Origin of the sequence: Gordonia otitidis, assembly GCF_020735545.1 — a bacterium.
GTDB classification, from domain to species: Bacteria; Actinomycetota; Actinomycetes; order Mycobacteriales; family Mycobacteriaceae; genus Gordonia; species Gordonia otitidis.
The window spans coordinates 2,831,598-2,849,353 of sequence record NZ_CP085974.1 but is presented as its reverse complement, the minus strand read 5'-3'; the positions used below and the strand labels follow the sequence as shown (position 1 = coordinate 2,849,353).

The following is a 17,756-nucleotide window of genomic DNA, read 5'->3' as shown; positions in this document are numbered from 1 at the left end:
GCCCTCCTGTGTGTGTGGATGGAACCCTAGAGAAGTCCCATTCTGTCACTCAGACAGGGCATTTCGTTTATCCCTCACCGACCGATCACAAGCAAATCGGTGGATCGAGGCTTAGCACGATCACCGCTTTCACGGACTCACCCCACTTCGTGTCGGGCACACCGATCACCGCAACATCGGCGACGGCGTCGTGTTCGATCACGACACGTTCGACCTCGACGGGATAGACGTTCTCGCCGCCGGTGATGATCATGTCCTTGACCCGGTCAGAGATGAACAGGTAACCGTCGGCATCCATGTGCCCGGCGTCCCCGGTACGCAACCAGTCGTCACCGACGAGTGTCTCCGCAGTCTCCTGTGGCTTGTCCCAGTAGCCGAGCATGTGCTGCTCGGACTGTGTCCAGAACTCGCCGACCTCACCGGGAGCCACCGTCTTTCCCTCTGGGTCAACAACTTTGACGATGACTCCGGGAAGCGGTCGACCCGCGGAGACGAGCCGTTCAGGATGTTCGACGTCGCGATGATCGGCAGGACCGAGAACACTGAATACGCCGGACATCTCGGTCATGCCGTACACCTGGTAGAAGTCGACGTCTGGCCACGTGTCCAGACATGCCCGAATCGTCGGCAGCGGCATGGGGGATCCCCCGTAGCCGAAGCATCTCACCGTCGAGTAGTCCCGCTCGGCTACCTGAGGATCGGCGAGCAGAAAGCCGTATACCGCCGGGACGAAGAAGGCGTGCGTGACTGCGCGCGCGACGATCTCGTCGAGGATCGCCGCCGGTATGGTTTCGCGGACGATCACCGTCTGGGCACCCACGGACATGGCGGCGAGCGCCCACGACGAGCCGCCGACATGGAACAGCGGCATAGCGACCATGTTCACGGAGTCGTCGGTGAAGCCGAACCCGGCGACCGCCGCCCGACTGTGAGCACCGAGACTTCGGTGAGTGAGCATGGCGCCCTTGGGATGTCCCGTGGTGCCGGAGGTGTAGAGCTGCAGGAATGCAGCATCGGGATCGAATGGCACGGCCTCGAATGCGGCGTCGGCGTCGGCCAGCCATCGCTCGTACTCGTCGTCGGGTCCACCGCTGACGATCACCCGCGTCACCGTCGGTAGTTCGTCGCGCAATGCGGCGATGACGTCGACGAACTCGGACCCCACGACGACGATCGACGCCTTGGCATCATTGATGATGTAGGCGACTTCGGCAGGCGAGAGTCGGAAGTTGATGACGGCATTGGCCGCGCCCGTCAGCGAAGCCGCCAGTGTCGTCTCCAGGCATGCCACAGAGTTCTTGTCCAGGAATGCGATCCGGTCGTTCGGTCCGATACCTGCAGCAACCTGGGCGGCCGCGCTGCGCTCGATGCGCTCGCGGAATTTGCGCCACGTGAACTGTTGCTCGCCGTAGATCACCGCGACGTCGTCGGGTTTGCGTTCCACCCAGCGATCGACGGTCGCGATGATGGGTTGCACCCCGACGTCTCCGGCACCACCCAGAACCCCGGTGTCGAAAGGGCGGCTGATCTCGGAGCCCTGTGTAGTCATGAACGAGCGTCCTCCTCGTCTGAAGATGTCGGCACCAGAACCGGTTTGATCGATATGCCCGCGCGCAGATCCGACAGAGCTGTCGCGATGTCGTCGAAACGGTACGTGGTGATCAGCGTGTCGAAGGGAAACTTCCCCTCCCGCCAGAGCCCGATCAGTTCGGGTATGAATCGATGTGGGTCGGCGTCGCCTTCGATGACGCCGGTCAGGGTCCGTCCCAGCAACAGATGACCTTGGTCGATGGTGATCTCGTTCTCGAGCTTCTGCAGTCCGAGCGTCGCGCACGACCCGGGCGACCGAAGCGACTCAAGCGCCTGGCGCACAACGAGTCCCGATCCGACCGCGTCGATCGTGAAGTCGAGTCCGCCGGTCAGTTCCATGATCTCCCAGACGACGTCGTCGGTCGCCGTGGGATCGAACGTGTGGGTTGCACCGAGTTTCCGGGCGACCTCCAGGCGCTCGGTGTTCGGATCGACGGCGATGATGGGATCGCACCCCGCTGCCTTTGCTGCCATGACCGCAGACAGCCCGACCGTGCCGATCCCCCAGATACCGATGCTCTGGCCCTCACGGGGGCGGTGCACGTTGAGCACAGCACCTGCGCCGGTGAGTAATCCGCACCCGAGTGGTCCGAGTATCTCGATCGGAAGATCGTCGTCCACCTTCACGGCATTTCGAGCGCTGGCGACCGCGTGGGTACCGAAAGACGACTGCCCGAACCAACTCCCGTGGACATCCTCCTCACCAGCACGCAGCGTCGCGCTGCCGTCGAGTCTGGTACCGAAGTAGTTGAGCGCAGCGAACAGTTCGCAGTACGCGGGGTGCCCTGATCGACAACTGACACACTCACGACAGTGATCGAAGGTGAGCACAACCCTGTCGCCGACCGCGAGATCGACAACGTCGCTGCCGACGGCCTCGATCACCCCGGACCCCTCATGTCCGACAACGAAAGGTGTTGGTAGCGGCACTGTTCCGTCGATCGCCGTGAGATCGGTGTGGCAGATACCCACCCCAGCGACAGCGACGAGAACCTCGTCCGGTTCCAGGTCGGTCGGCACGACCTCTTCGATGACCGGTGCGGCGTCGTAGTCGTGGAACACGGCTGCGCGCATCGGCATCGATTTCACGGTCGTCGACATCTCAGCCTCGATCCACCGATTTGCTTGTGATCGGTCGGTGAGGGATAAACGAAATGCCCTGTCTGAGTGACAGAATGGGACTTCTCTAGGGTTCCATCCACACACACAGGAGGGCATGTCGTAGATGCGATTGTCTCACACTCACCCGGTCCGGTCTGCATCCTGTGACGATCCGAATCTCCTCGCCGCTGCGGGGGTGGTGCCGGTGATGGCGCTGGCCGAACGCGCCAGCCTGTCGGAGTTGGCCCGCGAGCATCTGAGCGTGCCCACCGACAAGGGCGCCCATCCGGATCGGAAAATGTTTTCCCTGGTGGCGGGGATGGTGGCGGGCGCCGACAGCATCGACGACATGGCCGTGTTGCGACACGGCGCGATGGGCAAGGTGTTCGACCATCCTTACGCCCCGTCGACGTTGGGATCGTTTCTTCGCGAGTTCCGGTTCGGGCATGTCCGCCAAGCCGATGCGATCGCCACCCGGCTGTTGGCGGGACTGGCTCGCCATACTCCGGTGCTGGCGGGGATCGACGGGCCGGTGATGATCGATATCGACGACTCGATCATCGAGGTCCACGGCCCGGCCAAGCAGGGCGTCGGATTCGGCTACACCCGAGTGCGTGGGCTGAACTCGGCGATCACCACCCTCACCTGTGGTGACGGTGCGCCGGTGATCGCCGCTCAACGCCTGCGCAAAGGGGCGTGTAACTCCGCGCGCGGGGCGCATCGGTTGATCGCCGACACCCTGGCCACCGTGCGGCGGCTACGGTCGTCCGATGCGTCGGGACCGATACTGCTGCGAGCGGATTCAGCGTTCTACGGCCATCGCGCGATCACCACCGCGCTCCGGGCCGGTGCGCAGGTGTCGGTCACCGTGCGTCAGGATTCCCACGTCCGAGCAGCGATCAGCGAGGTACCGGCAGATGCATGGACGCCGATCGAGTACACCGACGCCGTCTTCGACGAAGACAGCGGCCAGTGGGTCTCGCGGGCCGAGGTCGCCGAAGTACCGTTCACCGCGTTCACCTCCAAAGCCAAGCGCCTGCAGGTATCCGGACGGCTGGTGGTGCGCCGTATCCCTGACTTCGCAGCCGAGGGAGACGGCTTGTTCGACGTGTGGCGGTTTCATGCGTTCTTCACCACCAGCGACCTGGACACCGTGACCGCCGACAAGACTCACCGCGGTCATGCGATCATCGAGCAAGTCCACGCCGACCTCAAAGCCTCCGCATTGGCGCATCTGCCCTCGGGAAAGTTCTGCGCGAACGCCGCATGGCTGGTGTGTGCGGTCATCGCGTTCAACCTGACCCGCGCCGCAGCCTGTCTCGGTGGACAGCGTCTGGCGAAGGCGACTACCTCCACCATCCGACGCACCCTGATCTGCATACCCGCTCGAATCGCGTCCTCAGCGCGGCGCATCACGATGCATCTACCCGCCCGATGGCCGTGGGAACGCGAGTGGAACCTGTTGTTCAACAACACGATCAAACGACAACACTCAGCCTGACCCCTAACCATCGGCCAGAACCGGCCCCGACACGAAACCCAGTGAAACACGCCGACACCAGAGATCGGCGACTCACCCACGCCCACCGCCACCCCGAACATACACAACACATTTCACGAGACATCAAAAAGCCGATCGGTGGATCGAGGCTCAGTCCTCCTCAGGCACGACGAGGTCGTACACCTTGCTCTCGATCCGGCGAGCGAGATCGACGTGGATGAACTTCTCCTCGGTGTACTCGTCGAGTGCGTGCGGCCCGAGTTCACGGCCGTTGCCGCTCTGCTTGTATCCCCCGAACGGATACAGCGCATTCACCATGTGCCAGTCGTTGATCCAGACCGTGCCCGATTCGATCTGCGCCGCCACGTCGAGTGCGGCGTCGATGTCCTCACTCCACACGCCTGCCGACAAGCCGTACTCACTGTCGTTGGCGATCTCGATGGCCTCGTCAACCGTTCGGTACTTGATGACAACCAGTACCGGCCCGAAGACCTCTTCCTGCGCGATGGTCATCGAATTGTCGACATCGGTGAAAATCGTGGGGCCGAACCAGTTTCCGGCGTCGAACCCTTCACCGGTCAGGCGAGTGCCGCCATAGACCAGCGTTGCGCCCTCTTTCTTGCCCAACTCGATGTAGTGCTCGATGCGCTGACGCTGCTCAGCCGAGATGATCGGCCCCATGTCGGTGTCGAAATCGTCTGGATCGCCGACGCGAATAGCTGCGGCACGCTCGACGAGCCTCGCGACGAACTCATCGTGCAACGACTCGGGCAACAGTAGCCGCGTCCCCGACTCGCAGGCCTGGCCCTGATAGAGACAGAAGGCGAACAGCGCAGCGTCGACTGCCTGTAACATATCGGCGTCGGGCAGGATGATGTTGGCGCCCTTGCCGCCTAGCTCGAGCGTGACCTTCTTGATGTTGGCTGCCGAGAGCTCGGTGATGATGCGGCCCACCGCAGTCGAGCCGGTGAATGCGACCTTGCGGACATCCGGATGAGCCGCCAACCGCGCGCCGACCACCTCCCCGGGGCCGGTCACGACGTTGAACACACCTGCCGGGACTCCCGCATCGTGCGCAGCGCGTGCCATCTCCAGCAGTGTCAGCGGAGTCTTCTCGTCCGGCTTGAGCACGATGGTGTTACCGGCGGCGAGTGCCGGTCCGAACTTCCAGACGGCGAGCAGCATCGGGAAGTTCCACGGCACGATCCCCGCGACGACGCCGAACGGTTCGCGCCGCACGAGCCCCGCGGCGACGGTTGGGTAACCCAGCATCGGTCCGCTTCGGCTGAACTCATACGTGGCCGCGAGATCGGCGAAGTACTGCAGGTGCGAGATGGCATACCCGACGTGAAATGCCATGGCCTGTCTGCGCGTCACCCCGTTCTCGGCGACATGAAGATCGACGAACTCGTCCATCCGCTCGTTGAGGATCTCGACCCAGCGCGTCATGATCTTGGCACGTTCTTCGGGCGGAGTGTTTCGCCATTCACCGTCACGGTGCGCGCGCAGTGCGGCAGCGACAGCGCGATCGGCGTCGTCGGCGTTGCCATGTGCGACAGTCGCGACCAGCGCATCCGACGCCGGATTGGTGACGTCGACCGTGGTGGATGAGTCCACCCAGGCGCCGTCGATGTACATCTGATAGTGCGGAGGCGTCATCACGCGCATTCCTCTCGGCCGGGATTCTCAGGCGTTCTCGGAGTCCTTCGCGGACACCAGGTCTCGATAGATCGGGAACACGGGCTTGGCTGCCGGGATCAGCTTGAGGATCTTCGAGACGGGGCCCTTGGCCTTAACCTCGATCCACCGATTTGCTTGTGATCGGTCGGTGAGGGATAAACGAAATGCCCTGTCTGAGTGACAGAATGGGACTTCTCTAGGGTTCCATCCACACACACAGGAGGGCATGTCGTAGATGCGATTGTCTCACACTCACCCGGTCCGGTCTGCATCCTGTGACGATCCGAATCTCCTCGCCGCTGCGGGGGTGGTGCCGGTGATGGCGCTGGCCGAACGCGCCAGCCTGTCGGAGTTGGCCCGCGAGCATCTGAGCGTGCCCACCGACAAGGGCGCCCATCCGGATCGGAAAATGTTTTCCCTGGTGGCGGGGATGGTGGCGGGCGCCGACAGCATCGACGACATGGCCGTGTTGCGACACGGCGCGATGGGCAAGGTGTTCGACCATCCTTACGCCCCGTCGACGTTGGGATCGTTTCTTCGCGAGTTCCGGTTCGGGCATGTCCGCCAAGCCGATGCGATCGCCACCCGGCTGTTGGCGGGACTGGCTCGCCATACTCCGGTGCTGGCGGGGATCGACGGGCCGGTGATGATCGATATCGACGACTCGATCATCGAGGTCCACGGCCCGGCCAAGCAGGGCGTCGGATTCGGCTACACCCGAGTGCGTGGGCTGAACTCGGCGATCACCACCCTCACCTGTGGTGACGGTGCGCCGGTGATCGCCGCTCAACGCCTGCGCAAAGGGGCGTGTAACTCCGCGCGCGGGGCGCATCGGTTGATCGCCGACACCCTGGCCACCGTGCGGCGGCTACGGTCGTCCGATGCGTCGGGACCGATACTGCTGCGAGCGGATTCAGCGTTCTACGGCCATCGCGCGATCACCACCGCGCTCCGGGCCGGTGCGCAGGTGTCGGTCACCGTGCGTCAGGATTCCCACGTCCGAGCAGCGATCAGCGAGGTACCGGCAGATGCATGGACGCCGATCGAGTACACCGACGCCGTCTTCGACGAAGACAGCGGCCAGTGGGTCTCGCGGGCCGAGGTCGCCGAAGTACCGTTCACCGCGTTCACCTCCAAAGCCAAGCGCCTGCAGGTATCCGGACGGCTGGTGGTGCGCCGTATCCCTGACTTCGCAGCCGAGGGAGACGGCTTGTTCGACGTGTGGCGGTTTCATGCGTTCTTCACCACCAGCGACCTGGACACCGTGACCGCCGACAAGACTCACCGCGGTCATGCGATCATCGAGCAAGTCCACGCCGACCTCAAAGCCTCCGCATTGGCGCATCTGCCCTCGGGAAAGTTCTGCGCGAACGCCGCATGGCTGGTGTGTGCGGTCATCGCGTTCAACCTGACCCGCGCCGCAGCCTGTCTCGGTGGACAGCGTCTGGCGAAGGCGACTACCTCCACCATCCGACGCACCCTGATCTGCATACCCGCTCGAATCGCGTCCTCAGCGCGGCGCATCACGATGCATCTACCCGCCCGATGGCCGTGGGAACGCGAGTGGAACCTGTTGTTCAACAACACGATCAAACGACAACACTCAGCCTGACCCCTAACCATCGGCCAGAACCGGCCCCGACACGAAACCCAGTGAAACACGCCGACACCAGAGATCGGCGACTCACCCACGCCCACCGCCACCCCGAACATACACAACACATTTCACGAGAGGGGCTGGTGCACGAGTAGGTGACATCTGATCTGGCTTGCCCTGCCGGGCGGCCTGGAAGGATGCCAGCTGTGCCCAAGCCCTATCCCCAGGAGTTCCGCGACGACGTTGTCCGCGTCGCCCAGAACCGTGAAGACGGTGTGACTCTCGAACAGATCGCTGCCGACTTCGGTATCCACCCGATGACCCTGAACAAGTGGATCCGCAAGGCCGACGTGGAGGCCGGGATCAAGCCCGGCACCACGTCGGCCGAATCGCGTGAGCTGCGCGAGGCCAAGCGGCGTGTGCGCCTGCTTGAACAGGAGAACGAGGTCTTACGCCGGGCGGCGGCGTACCTGTCCCAAGCGAATCTGCCGGGAAAAGGTGGTACCCGCTCGTGAGTGAGCTGGCCGCTGACGGCATCCCCGTCACGGTGGCGTGTCGGGTACTCAAGATCGCTCGCCAGCCCTACTACCGGTGGCGCAAGAACCCGATCACCGACGCCGAGCTCGCCGAGGCGTACCGGGCCAACGCCCTGTTCGACGCCCACCGCGAAGACCCGGAGTTCGGCTACCGCTACCTCGCCGACGAGGCCGAAGCCGCAGGCGAGAAGATGTGCCGGCGGACGGCGTGGCGGATCTGCTCCGCCGGCGGCTGGACCAGCACCATCAGCAAGAGAGGCCGCGGCAAGCACCGCAAGGCCGGCCCGCCTGTACACGACGATCTCGTCAAGAGAGACTTCACCGCGCCCGGCCCCAACGAGCTGTGGCTGACCGACATCACCGAGCACTGGACGGCCGAGGGCAAGCTGTACCTGTGCGCGATCAAGGACGTCTACTCGGGCCGGATCGTCGGGTACTCGATCGACTCGAGAATGAAGTCCCGCCTGGCCGTGGCCGCCCTGAACAGCGCTGTCGCCAGGCGAGGGGACGTGGCCGGCTGCGTTCTGCACAGCGATAGAGGGTCTCAATTTCGTTCGAAGAAGATGCAGAAGGCCATCACCCGGCACGGCATGCTCGGGTCGATGGGCAGGGTCGGTGCGTGTGGTGACAACGCGGCGATGGAGAGCTTCTTCTCGCTGCTACAGAACAACGTCCTCGACCGTCGATCCTGGGCCACCAGAGACGAGCTCCGGGCCGCCATCGTGCACTGGATCGAACGGACCTACCACCGCCGCAGACGACAGGACCGCCTCGGCAGATTGACCCCCATTGAATTCGAGACCATCATCAACCACGAGGCCCCTCAGGCCGCGTGACTAACCCTGTCACCTATCCGTGCACCAGGCCCAGACATCAAAAAGCCGATCGGTGGATCGAGGCTTAACCTGCCCCTTGGCCAACCCGACGGCGACGTTGTACTCGCCTCGCCAGAACTTGTTGCCGTTGTCGGCAGACATCGACATCCGCACATCCGGAGTCAGATCACTGTCCCCTTCGATGACTTCGATGGCCGGTTCTTTCAAGACAACGGTGATCGAGGAATCGGGTGCCGAATAGTCAAGCCGCAGAACGATGTCGGCAGCCCGGAGCGTCGACCCGACGCCCTCGGTGTCGTTGGCCTGACGGAACACGCCGCCCAGATACTTGTACACCTCTGACGCGTCAGCGAAGTAGCTCATCGTTGATCCCTCTCCTAGCGATTACCGCCGTTCAGCGTGTGACGACTATCTCACTGACCGTACGTACAGTCAAGGGTCACAGCGCGACTCGACAGACCCGCTTTCTGGATATGAGAAAACCGCTCTCAGCAGGGCCTAGCGCCTCCGTCGAGGACCTCGTACACCACCGCACGGACACGGCCAGCCGGATCAATCACGGCATCGATGCCCTCGCTGGACAGCATTAAGCCTCGAAGGATCAGCAGGACGTACGTGGCGGCGACGTCGTCGTTGGACTGCGAACCGGCAGGGTTGAACCACGTCCACATCCACTGCGTACCGCCAAAGATCTGCAACGCCAGGATCGACGAGTTGCCGTCGTGAAATACTCCCGTGCTCATCCCCTCGTCGAGGATCGATTTGACGAGATCCCGGTATTCATGGCGGAGGTCGCGGGATCGTCGCATCGACGGCGCATCGTTGAAGCGCACGATTTCACGCTGGAACGCGACCGTTTCAGTTCGCCCATACGTCTGATACATCGTGAACGCCCAGACGAGACCCGCGAGACGTTCCTCGACAGCGTCGAGGCGAGCGACAATGTCCTGCGCCTCGCCGAGCCGCCTCTCCATATACCGCTCGTGGGCGTCGGCGAACAGCCGCTCCTTGGTGCCGAAGTGGTGGACGATTGTGCCCTTGCTGATGCCCAATTCGTCGGCGATCGACCCAAAATTGGTGCCGTCATATCCCGACTCCGCCACGTGGCGAATGAATGCGTCCCGAATCTCGTCACGGCTACTCGGGCGCGCGTTTGCTGTCGAGCGCCGTTTGCTCGTCGAAGCCGATTCCGTCACCACCTCAGTTTGCCCTCCCCCACCGCCACGCGGGCTGCAGCACCCGCATCCTTGCATTCGGCACACATCTACAGCCCCCACTGGCCCGCGAGCCACTCCCGCACCCGCCGCGCGGCGCTGTCCACGGCGCGCCCGGTGTCAGTTCGAGAACCCACCACCACGACGACGCCGACGAGCATCCCGCGCTCGAAGACCGGAACACCCCCGGCGCGGATCTCGGGATCGGCGAGTCCGTCGCTGATCGCATAGCCGCGACGTCGAATCGCGGCGATCTCACGTCGGAAACCAGCGGCTCCGGCCGGTCCGGCGTGAATCGCCAGCTGGCCACGTTCGGAGCCGACGTCGTGCACGTCACCCGATCCGACCTCGTCGACCCCCACCCCATGCCGGCACTCACCGGCGGCGGAAAACGCAACGCCTACTGCGATGTGCGCGACCCGGATCAGTTGGCCGCTTATTTTCGACGACAACCCCACGCCGCGTCCGTTACCTGCTCGACCATTGGGAACTTCGCCGCTGACGTGGTGATTTGTTGCGAGGGCACCCACTGCCGTATCCCTGAGTCACATATCGACTCCTGGGTACGGCGCTTCCGGGCAGTCCGGACACCGCGTGAGTGTTCCCGGCCACCCCGCCTTCCCCAGTGCGCGTGCGAGCTTGGCCGCCGTCGCACACGGCCGGTCGTAGACCTGGCCCCACCCCAGGCGCACCGTCTTCTGATCGGCATCCACCACTGCGTCGAGATCACGCTCGAGGTCGCGGTCGCGAGCCTGCGGCCCATCGTGCCCCAGGCGCCCGTCCAGTTCGACGATGAGCCCGAAATCCTCGTACTCGACATCGCGAAACCCTTTTCGCCCCACAGCGGTCGGCGCCTGCCGCACGGGTGCCGGAAGTCCGTGCGCACGTTCGATCTTCGTCAGGTAACCGTGCTCGAGAACCGAGCACGTACCGTCGCGTACGTCGCGCAGGACGCCAACGACATACTCGCGCGACGGCATCCGTGGGCGCCGCTGCAGAGCACCAAGCAGCCTGTCGGCAGTGGTTCTACGCGCTGAGACGACGTCGGCGAGGCAGGCGATCAGGCTCGTCGTCGACGACGCGTCGGCCGCGACGTCCAGCACTGCCTCCTCCAGTCGCACCCGCGGAGGCCGCAGGTGCCAGGCAACTCGCTCGTCGAGACGGGTTCCGTAGTGGACGACGACGCCGGGACGTCGGCGCACCCGGCGTTTCCGATCGACGACGATGTGGATGGGTTCTGTACCGATCGCATCGCCGACCGCGATCGCCGAGCGGTGACTCAGCGCCGCAGGATAGGCGTCGAGAACTGCGACCCACGCGCGCTCTGAAGCGGTCAGGGGTCCGGTGTGGTTGACGTAGATGCCGGCCGACACCGCTGCCCACTCCCTGCGGCGCACCTTGCGTCGAATGTACGGCGCCGAGAATCCCGCCTCGATGACCTGGCGACGCGCGATCACGCCGTCCTGTTCGTCGAGTACTGCATCGATTAGTTCTGGGTCAGTACGTTCTGGGTCAATACCTTCTGGCGATGGCCGTGGTGTCGGCAGGGCGGTCATGGACAGCAGTGTGGGCTCACGGAGCCTCTGTACGACGCCGCGCTCCGTGATCTGTGGACACACTCGGACCGGTTCACAAACAGTGCCGTACCCAGGTGCCACCATCTGGCACCTGGGTACGGCACTACTGGGGCACGACGAAACCTAGTGCGCTTCCTCAGTGCTCCGCGAATTCGTCAGCGCCAGCGCGCCCCCGCCTGCGACGAGTCCGACGACCACGGCCAGCACCGCGTAGGCGATGCGTTCTCCGTGATAGAAGGTCTCGGTGAAGTCGCCGGTCCACACGCCCGAGGGCAACTGGGTGGCGACCAGTGCGGCGAGAAAGGTCCCGATGACGGCGGTGCCGATGCTCGTGCCGAGTTCCTGGGCGGTGTCGTTGAGCGCGGTGCCCATCGACGTCCGGTTCTCCGGCACCGAATCGACGAGCGCGACGGCGCAGATCGTCATGACCGTCCGTAGCCCGATGGTCATCACGACCATCGAGATCGCGATGGCGAGGTAGCCGTGTTCGACGCCCCACGCCATACCGACCAGTGAACCCGCGAGTGCCATCGCGCCGATGAAGCAGGCGATCCGGTGACCGAAGCGCGCGGCGAGCCGTTCCGAGAGCGGGGAGGCCAGCAGCATCGTGGCAATCATCGGCAGGTTGGCCAATCCTGCCTTCATCGGACTCCACCCGTAGGCGTATTGGAAGTGCAGGATGAGGCCGAACATGACGGCTGCCATCGCGATCGACGTCCCGATCTGTGCGACGGCGGCCCCGCTGACCGTGCCCCGCCCGAACAGGTGGAGATCGAGCATCGGAGAGGCTGCACGCCGCTCGTAGACGACGAATCCGACCGCTGCGACAACGGCACCGACGATCGCCGCGACGGTCAGCGCCGAACCCCACCCGCGATCGACGCCACTCGTCAGCGACCAGCAGCCGAGTCCTATCGCGGCGATGCTGAGCAGCGCTCCGGGAAGATCGAGCTTGTCGTCGGTCAGGTCCTCACGCCGGTCCGACGCGACGCCGAACCAGATGCCGATACCTGCGATCAGTGCGATCGGCGCGTTGACGACGAGCAGCCACTCCCAGCGAACGTGGGCGAGTGCGGTGCCGCCGAGGATAGGGCCGAGTACGAACCCGGCCATGCCGACGACGATCATCACGGTCATCGCTCGCATGCGCAGTGTCTTGTCGTCGAAGAGCCGGAAGACCAGCGAGTTGGTGATCGGCGCCATCATCGCGGCTGCCACCCCGAGCGCCGCACGGAGTCCGATGAGCTCGCCGGTACTGGTCACGAACACCACGAGCAGACTCAACAGCCCGAAGGCGGCGAGACCGACCATCAGCACGCGTCTGCGACCGAATCTGTCGGCGATCGATCCGGCGGTCAGCAGCAGCCCGCCGAACGTGAGCGAATAGGCGCCGGTGATCCACTGCAGCGCAGTGGTGCTGCTGCCCAGATCACGGCCGATCGTGGGCAAAGCGATCGAGAGCAGAGTGTTGTCGACCATCTCGACGAAGAAGGCCAGGCAGAGTGCGGCCAGGGGAATGGCGGCCGCAGCCAGCGAGGTGTATGTGCGCGACGAACCGTGTGTCGCTGCATCAGTGGTGGTGGCCATGGTGGCACCTCCTATCGGTAGTCAGGATTTGTTGACACTGACGCTATGGAGGTCCGCTTACACGACGCTGCCGTCGGCTGTCGTGGGGCTGTCGCCGACTTCCCGGCACGACGAGCGACAAAATTCGTGGCACTTCACCAGCGCAGATGAGGGTGCGGGTTCTCCGGCGTTGCTCCGGGACCAGCGCACTTGGTACTTTCGTAATTACGTACTTACGAATCTTCGGGAGATCCTGATGCGCTTCGTTTCCTTGCTTGCCATCGCGTTCGCCGTGATCACGGGTGCCACGATTCCCACGGAAGCACACGCGGCCCCAACCGCGTCATCCGCGGATTGCGCTTTACCGAGAGCCGGCGACACCTCGTCCGTACCCGGCTGGATCGGCTACCTCGCCGCACACCGCAACGACTACGCGCTGCGCGTCACGCCGGTCGACGGCGCGCCGATCTCCCACAACTCCGGCGAGGTCTTCCCCGCGGCGTCGTCGGTCAAACTCATCCACCTGGCGGCCTACGCGAACGCCGTCGCCGACGGCCGCCTCGACCCCGAGGCGCGCGTCAGCGTCGACGAGTGGCAGCGCTGGTACCTCGCTCTCGACGGTGGCGCTCACGCTCGCGCACTCGCCTATCTCGAGATTCCCGCCGTCGATGGTGCACCGATCGATGGCACACGCACGGTCACCTACCGACAACTCGTGGACGTCATGATCCGGTTCTCCGATTCCGCAGCGCCGGACCTGATACGCAACACGCTGGGAGACAACTCTTTACGCGCTGGGATGGATCGCTTCGGATTCTCGAACGGCGTCCCGAGCCTGCTCGGCGCCTACCTCGCCACCCTCGACCCGACGTTGCGCACCACCGACGATGCATTCCGCGCCGCGCGGCGCTATCACGATGATCCCGGATATGCCCTCGCGATACGCGCCCGCGTGGCGGCCGGCGACCCGGACGCGACGCGGGCGAATGCACTCTTGCAGGCCACGCCGAATGCTCTCCACTCCCTGATGACGGCCCTGGCCGATGGTTCATTCGGGCCGCGCGCCCGCCTCGCACGGCACGTGCTCGAGTACCAGGGGCCGTCCTCCGACGGTTCGACCCTCGGGTTCAAGGGCGGAAGCCTCCCAGGAGTGATCACCGAGGTCTTCGAATACCGCACCGCCGACGGACGGATCGGCGTCGGCACCCTCATGGTGCGTGGTCTCTCCGAGGCCGACACCAAAGCCGACAACTTCGCACACCAGAAGCTGCTGCTGGCGGCCATCACCGATCCGTCGGTCGCCCACGCGCTACGGTGCATTGCGTGACCAGTCAGTCGTCAGACGATCTCGAGGCACGCATCGCGCGGCTGGAGGCTGCGGTCTTCGCCTCGGGGCGACCCGACGACCACGCCGATTCCTCCGACGACGACGGTGCCGAACGCACGACGTCGGGGATACTCGAGTATTCGGGGGCCGTGGACTTCACCGGCCCGGTGACCTGGAACATCACCTACTCCGCGAACGCCGCCGTCGACCTTGCACCAGAAGCACTTTCATCGACGTTCGCCGCACTCGGCCACCCGGCACGCATCGAGATCGTCCGTCTGCTGATCCGCGGGAACGCCTCCGTCACCGACCTCCAGGAGGCAGGCGACTTCGGTACGACCGGCCAGCTCTACCACCACCTGAAGATCCTCACGACGGCGTCGATCGTCACCAAGGTCGGACGTAACGACTACGGCATCGCCCCGACCCACCTCGTACCCGTGCTCGTCAGCATGCTCGCCGCGGGCGACATCTCCGGACTGCTGTGACCTACGCTGAGATACGACGCCCCTCGACGACCAGGAGAGCCCGATGACGCGCACCCTGCCCGATGAGTTCACTGCCGTGATGGCCCGCGAGGGCGACGACGGCATCACGCTCGCCGGCGAACAGCTCGCTGCAGCCGATCTCCCCGACGGCGAGGTCACCATCGCCGTCGAGTACTCGGGTGTCAACTACAAGGACGCGTTGGCCGTGACACCACGCGGGGGCGTGGTCCGCGACTACCCCATCGTCCCCGGCATCGACCTCGCGGGCGAGGTGATCGCATCGTCGACGCTCGACTTCGAACCCGGCGATCACGTTGTGGCACACGGTGGTCCGATCGGCACTGGCCAACACGGCGGATATGCCGCCTACGCCCGTGTCCCCGCAGGACAGGTGGTCAAACTCGACACTCTCTCCACCCGTGAGGCCGCCGCGATCGGCACCGCCGGGTTCACGGCGGCGATGAGCGTCGTCGCCCTTCTCGACCGAGGTCTGACACCCGACGACGGGCCCGTGGTGGTCACCGGCGCGAGTGGCGGGGTGGGCAGCGTCAGCGTCGACCTCCTCAGCGGCCTCGGCTTCTCCGTTACCGCATCGAGCGGAAAGTCCGGCGCCGCAGAGCTATTGACCGAGCTCGGTGCAGCCGAGGTCGTCGGTCGACTCGTCGACGCCGACACCAGATTTCGTCCCCTGGGAAAGTCCCAGTGGGCCGGTGCCGTGGACTGTGTCGGGGGTAAGACACTCGCGTACGTTCTGTCGACGATGAACCACAGCGGCACCGTCGCCGCGAGCGGGCTGACCGGTGGCGCCGACCTGCCCACCACGGTCATGCCGTTCATCCTGCGCGGCGTGGCACTGCTCGGTATCGACTCGGTGCTGATCGGCCCTGAACTCCGGCGCTCGATCTGGGCGCGGCTCGAGACCGACCTGCACCCTGCACACCTCGACAGCCTGATCACCGAGATCGGCCTCGACGATCTGCCATCGACACTCGAAGCCATTGGTGCAGGCGGGATCACGGGCCGCACCGTGGTCCGCATCGACGGTTAGTCCGAGTCGCGCAGCATCCTCAGATCGGGTCGAGGACCGTCGTCGGCATGTCAGACCACCCACCACCCTGGGTGTTGGCGGCGTGGGCGCGGGACTCGGCGCGGATCTGGTCTTCTTGGTCCATCGATTCACGGATCGCGCGTTGAGCGTTCTCCGGCAGTGTCGGCAGCAACTCCAACACCCGCTCACGATGGCGGGCGACCGCTTTACGCTCGGGCATCCCAGGATTGGGCTGCACCTGCGGAATGATCTCCGAGAAATCATCCTTCGTACCACCACCACCGATACCGGCGGCCTGCATCGCCTCTTCCTGCTTCTGCACCGCCTCGTCCTTCTCCTCCGACATACCGATCGGACCGAACCGATCACCGGAGAGGAACTGCTTGACCACCGGCTGCTCCGAGGTCAGCAACTGCTCACGCGGACCGAACATCACCAACTCCTTCCGGAACAACATGCCGATGTTGTCCGGAATCGTGCGAGCAATGTTGATGTTGTGCGTCACGATCAGAATCGTCGCGTCGATCTGCGCATTGATATCGATCAACAACTGCGAGATATAAGCAGTACGCACCGGATCCAGACCCGAGTCCGGCTCATCACACAAAATGATCTGCGGATCGAGTACCAACGCCCGCGCCAACCCGGCACGCTTGCGCATACCACCGGAGATCTCACCGGGCAGCTTGTCCTCCGCACCGGCCAAACCCACCAGATCGATCTTCTCCATCACGATCTTGCGGACTTCGTCTTCCTTCTTCTTCGTGTGCTCACGAAGCGGGAACGCGATGTTGTCATACAACGACATCGACCCGAACAGCGCGCCGTCCTGGAACAACACACCGAACAACTTGCGGATCTCATAGAGCTCTTTGGCCGAACACTGCGTGATATCGGTGCCATCGATGATCACCGACCCCTGCTCGGGATGCAGCAAACCGATCAACGTCTTCAAAAACACCGACTTACCGGTACCCGACGGACCCAGCAGCGCAGACACCTCACCCGACGGCAAAGTCAACGTCACATCACGCCAAATATTCTGAGAACCAAAAGACTTCGTCAGATCGGCAACACTCACCTCGACACCCATGAACTACTCCCGTCTCCGTCTTGTCGTGCGACACACACCGCGACCCATCACACCGGTGTCAGTCCTGCGACCTTCCAGCCGTCGTCGACCTTGGTCATTACCACTTGGACGCGGCTCCCGTCGAGGCGCGCACCCGGCTCGTCCTTGGTGGTGGTGGATTGGTTCACGAACAGCAACAGTGTCACCGAATCCCCGTCCCTCGCCGTGACTCCGGCGGTGGCCACCTGAGCTTTCGTGGTCAGATCCTGCTCCTTGGCTGCAGGAATGATCGTATTCTTCGACAACTCCTCGAACTGGGTGCGGAAGCTTCCGGTGACCTTCGAGTACTTGTCCTCGAAATCCTTGTCGATGTTCTTCGCCTGATACGACAGAAGCGCAGGGACATCGCGGGTTCCCGCGGCGAGTGCCTCTGTGCGCATCTGACTGTCGATGCCGTCCTGATGATTCAGGTACATGAGGTATCCGCATGCTCCCGCGACCGCGACGACAAGCAGCGCCACGGCGCCACTCACGAGTCGCGCGCGTCTCACGCTCCATTGCCCAACGCCGCGGGCCCCGCGCAGCCATATCCGCTGTGCGAGCTGTCCAATCATTCTGAGAAA

General features: G+C 64.2%; 16 protein-coding genes. 6 read left to right on the top strand and 10 right to left on the bottom strand.

The window, feature by feature from the left end; all coding sequences use genetic code 11:
* Positions 1-85 precede the first annotated feature (85 nt).
* Entirely contained in the window at positions 86-1,549 is a 1,464-nt protein-coding gene (locus LK459_RS13055) for a long-chain-fatty-acid--CoA ligase (protein WP_227918728.1), read from the bottom strand.
* Positions 1,546-2,691, bottom strand: coding sequence for an NAD(P)-dependent alcohol dehydrogenase (locus tag LK459_RS13050; RefSeq protein WP_227918726.1), 1,146 nt, complete (start codon positions 2,689-2,691; stop codon positions 1,546-1,548). Before LK459_RS13050 ends, LK459_RS13055 begins: the two co-directional genes overlap by 4 nt.
* 124 nt (positions 2,692-2,815) lie before the next feature.
* Here LK459_RS13050 and LK459_RS13045 point away from each other — a divergent pair, with 124 nt between their 5' ends.
* Entirely contained in the window at positions 2,816-4,192 is a 1,377-nt protein-coding gene (locus LK459_RS13045; protein WP_064862420.1) for an IS1380-like element ISGbr1 family transposase, read from the top strand.
* A gap of 150 nt (positions 4,193-4,342) precedes the next feature.
* Here the strand turns inward: LK459_RS13045 and LK459_RS13040 are convergent, their stop codons facing one another.
* Entirely contained in the window at positions 4,343-5,851 is a 1,509-nt protein-coding gene (locus LK459_RS13040; protein ID WP_227918725.1) for an aldehyde dehydrogenase family protein, read from the bottom strand.
* 256 nt (positions 5,852-6,107) lie between these two features.
* Between LK459_RS13040 and LK459_RS13035 the strand changes: the two genes are divergently transcribed.
* Complete coding sequence (locus LK459_RS13035) at positions 6,108-7,484, top strand: IS1380-like element ISGbr1 family transposase (protein ID WP_064862420.1); 1,377 nt, start codon at positions 6,108-6,110, stop codon at positions 7,482-7,484.
* A gap of 191 nt (positions 7,485-7,675) precedes the next feature.
* A protein-coding gene (locus LK459_RS13030) for an IS3 family transposase (RefSeq protein WP_085948641.1) occupies positions 7,676-8,841 on the top strand; the annotation gives its coding sequence in 2 pieces (ribosomal slippage) (positions 7,676-7,960 and positions 7,963-8,841; 1,164 coding nt in all).
* 9 nt (positions 8,842-8,850) lie between these two features.
* On the opposite strand, the gene LK459_RS13025 is transcribed toward LK459_RS13030, so the two are convergent.
* The 5 genes from LK459_RS13025 to LK459_RS13005 form a co-directional block, all read right to left on the bottom strand.
* The gene (locus LK459_RS13025; RefSeq protein ID WP_227918723.1) at positions 8,851-9,204 is read right to left on the bottom strand and encodes a hypothetical protein; all 354 of its coding nucleotides are present in this window, start codon (positions 9,202-9,204) and stop codon (positions 8,851-8,853) included.
* Between the two features lie 125 nt (positions 9,205-9,329).
* The gene (locus tag LK459_RS13020) at positions 9,330-10,037 is read right to left on the bottom strand and encodes a TetR/AcrR family transcriptional regulator (RefSeq protein WP_227918721.1); all 708 of its coding nucleotides are present in this window, start codon (positions 10,035-10,037) and stop codon (positions 9,330-9,332) included.
* A gap of 68 nt (positions 10,038-10,105) precedes the next feature.
* Positions 10,106-10,417 (bottom strand): IclR family transcriptional regulator domain-containing protein, encoded by a 312-nt coding sequence (locus LK459_RS13015; RefSeq protein WP_227918720.1) that lies wholly within the window; start codon positions 10,415-10,417, stop codon positions 10,106-10,108.
* A gap of 183 nt (positions 10,418-10,600) precedes the next feature.
* Positions 10,601-11,716 carry a hypothetical protein gene (locus tag LK459_RS13010; protein ID WP_227918718.1) on the bottom strand — a complete coding sequence of 372 codons (1,116 nt, stop codon included), beginning with the start codon at positions 11,714-11,716 and terminating at the stop codon, positions 10,601-10,603.
* Positions 11,717-11,755: 39 nt separating this feature from the next.
* The gene (locus LK459_RS13005) at positions 11,756-13,219 is read right to left on the bottom strand and encodes an MFS transporter (protein WP_227918716.1); all 1,464 of its coding nucleotides are present in this window, start codon (positions 13,217-13,219) and stop codon (positions 11,756-11,758) included.
* A 235-nt stretch (positions 13,220-13,454) separates the two neighbouring features.
* On the opposite strand from LK459_RS13005, the gene LK459_RS13000 reads away from it, so the two are divergent.
* From LK459_RS13000 to LK459_RS12990, 3 genes are read left to right on the top strand one after another with little or no spacing between them, the layout of a single operon-like run.
* Complete coding sequence (locus LK459_RS13000) at positions 13,455-14,525, top strand: serine hydrolase (protein WP_227918715.1); 1,071 nt, start codon at positions 13,455-13,457, stop codon at positions 14,523-14,525.
* A complete protein-coding gene (locus LK459_RS12995; protein ID WP_227918713.1) occupies positions 14,522-15,013 on the top strand; it encodes an ArsR/SmtB family transcription factor in 492 nt (163 codons plus the stop codon). The genes LK459_RS13000 and LK459_RS12995 overlap by 4 nt, the downstream gene beginning before the upstream one ends.
* Positions 15,014-15,056: 43 nt before the next feature.
* Positions 15,057-16,061, top strand: coding sequence for an acrylyl-CoA reductase family protein (locus LK459_RS12990; RefSeq protein WP_227918711.1), 1,005 nt, complete (start codon positions 15,057-15,059; stop codon positions 16,059-16,061).
* Positions 16,062-16,080: 19 nt separating this feature from the next.
* Here the strand turns inward: LK459_RS12990 and LK459_RS12985 are convergent, their stop codons facing one another.
* Positions 16,081-17,154, bottom strand: a complete 1,074-nt coding sequence (locus tag LK459_RS12985) for an ABC transporter ATP-binding protein (RefSeq protein ID WP_227918709.1) — start codon at positions 17,152-17,154, stop codon at positions 16,081-16,083.
* Between the two features lie 47 nt (positions 17,155-17,201).
* On the bottom strand, positions 17,202-17,666 hold the full coding sequence (locus tag LK459_RS12980) for a h domain protein (RefSeq protein WP_227918707.1): 465 nt from the start codon (positions 17,664-17,666) through the stop codon (positions 17,202-17,204).
* Between the last annotated feature and the right edge of the window lie 90 nt (positions 17,667-17,756).

Bases quoted from the DNA above. Each gene is read 5' to 3' on its own strand.
- LK459_RS13040 (WP_227918725.1), bottom strand. From the start codon at position 5,851: ATGACGCCTCCGCACTATCAGATGTACATCGACGGCGCCTGGGTGGAC.
- LK459_RS13035 (WP_064862420.1), top strand. From the start codon at position 6,108: ATGCGATTGTCTCACACTCACCCGGTCCGGTCTGCATCCTGTGACGAT.
- LK459_RS13000 (WP_227918715.1), top strand. From the start codon at position 13,455: ATGCGCTTCGTTTCCTTGCTTGCCATCGCGTTCGCCGTGATCACGGGT.
- LK459_RS13050 (WP_227918726.1), bottom strand. From the start codon at position 2,691: ATGTCGACGACCGTGAAATCGATGCCGATGCGCGCAGCCGTGTTCCAC.
- LK459_RS12990 (WP_227918711.1), top strand. From the start codon at position 15,057: ATGACGCGCACCCTGCCCGATGAGTTCACTGCCGTGATGGCCCGCGAG.
- LK459_RS13045 (WP_064862420.1), top strand. From the start codon at position 2,816: ATGCGATTGTCTCACACTCACCCGGTCCGGTCTGCATCCTGTGACGAT.
- LK459_RS13010 (WP_227918718.1), bottom strand. From the start codon at position 11,716: ATGGTGGCACCTGGGTACGGCACTGTTTGTGAACCGGTCCGAGTGTGT.
- LK459_RS12985 (WP_227918709.1), bottom strand. From the start codon at position 17,154: ATGGGTGTCGAGGTGAGTGTTGCCGATCTGACGAAGTCTTTTGGTTCT.
- LK459_RS13025 (WP_227918723.1), bottom strand. From the start codon at position 9,204: ATGAGCTACTTCGCTGACGCGTCAGAGGTGTACAAGTATCTGGGCGGC.
- LK459_RS13055 (WP_227918728.1), bottom strand. From the start codon at position 1,549: ATGACTACACAGGGCTCCGAGATCAGCCGCCCTTTCGACACCGGGGTT.
- LK459_RS13005 (WP_227918716.1), bottom strand. From the start codon at position 13,219: ATGGCCACCACCACTGATGCAGCGACACACGGTTCGTCGCGCACATAC.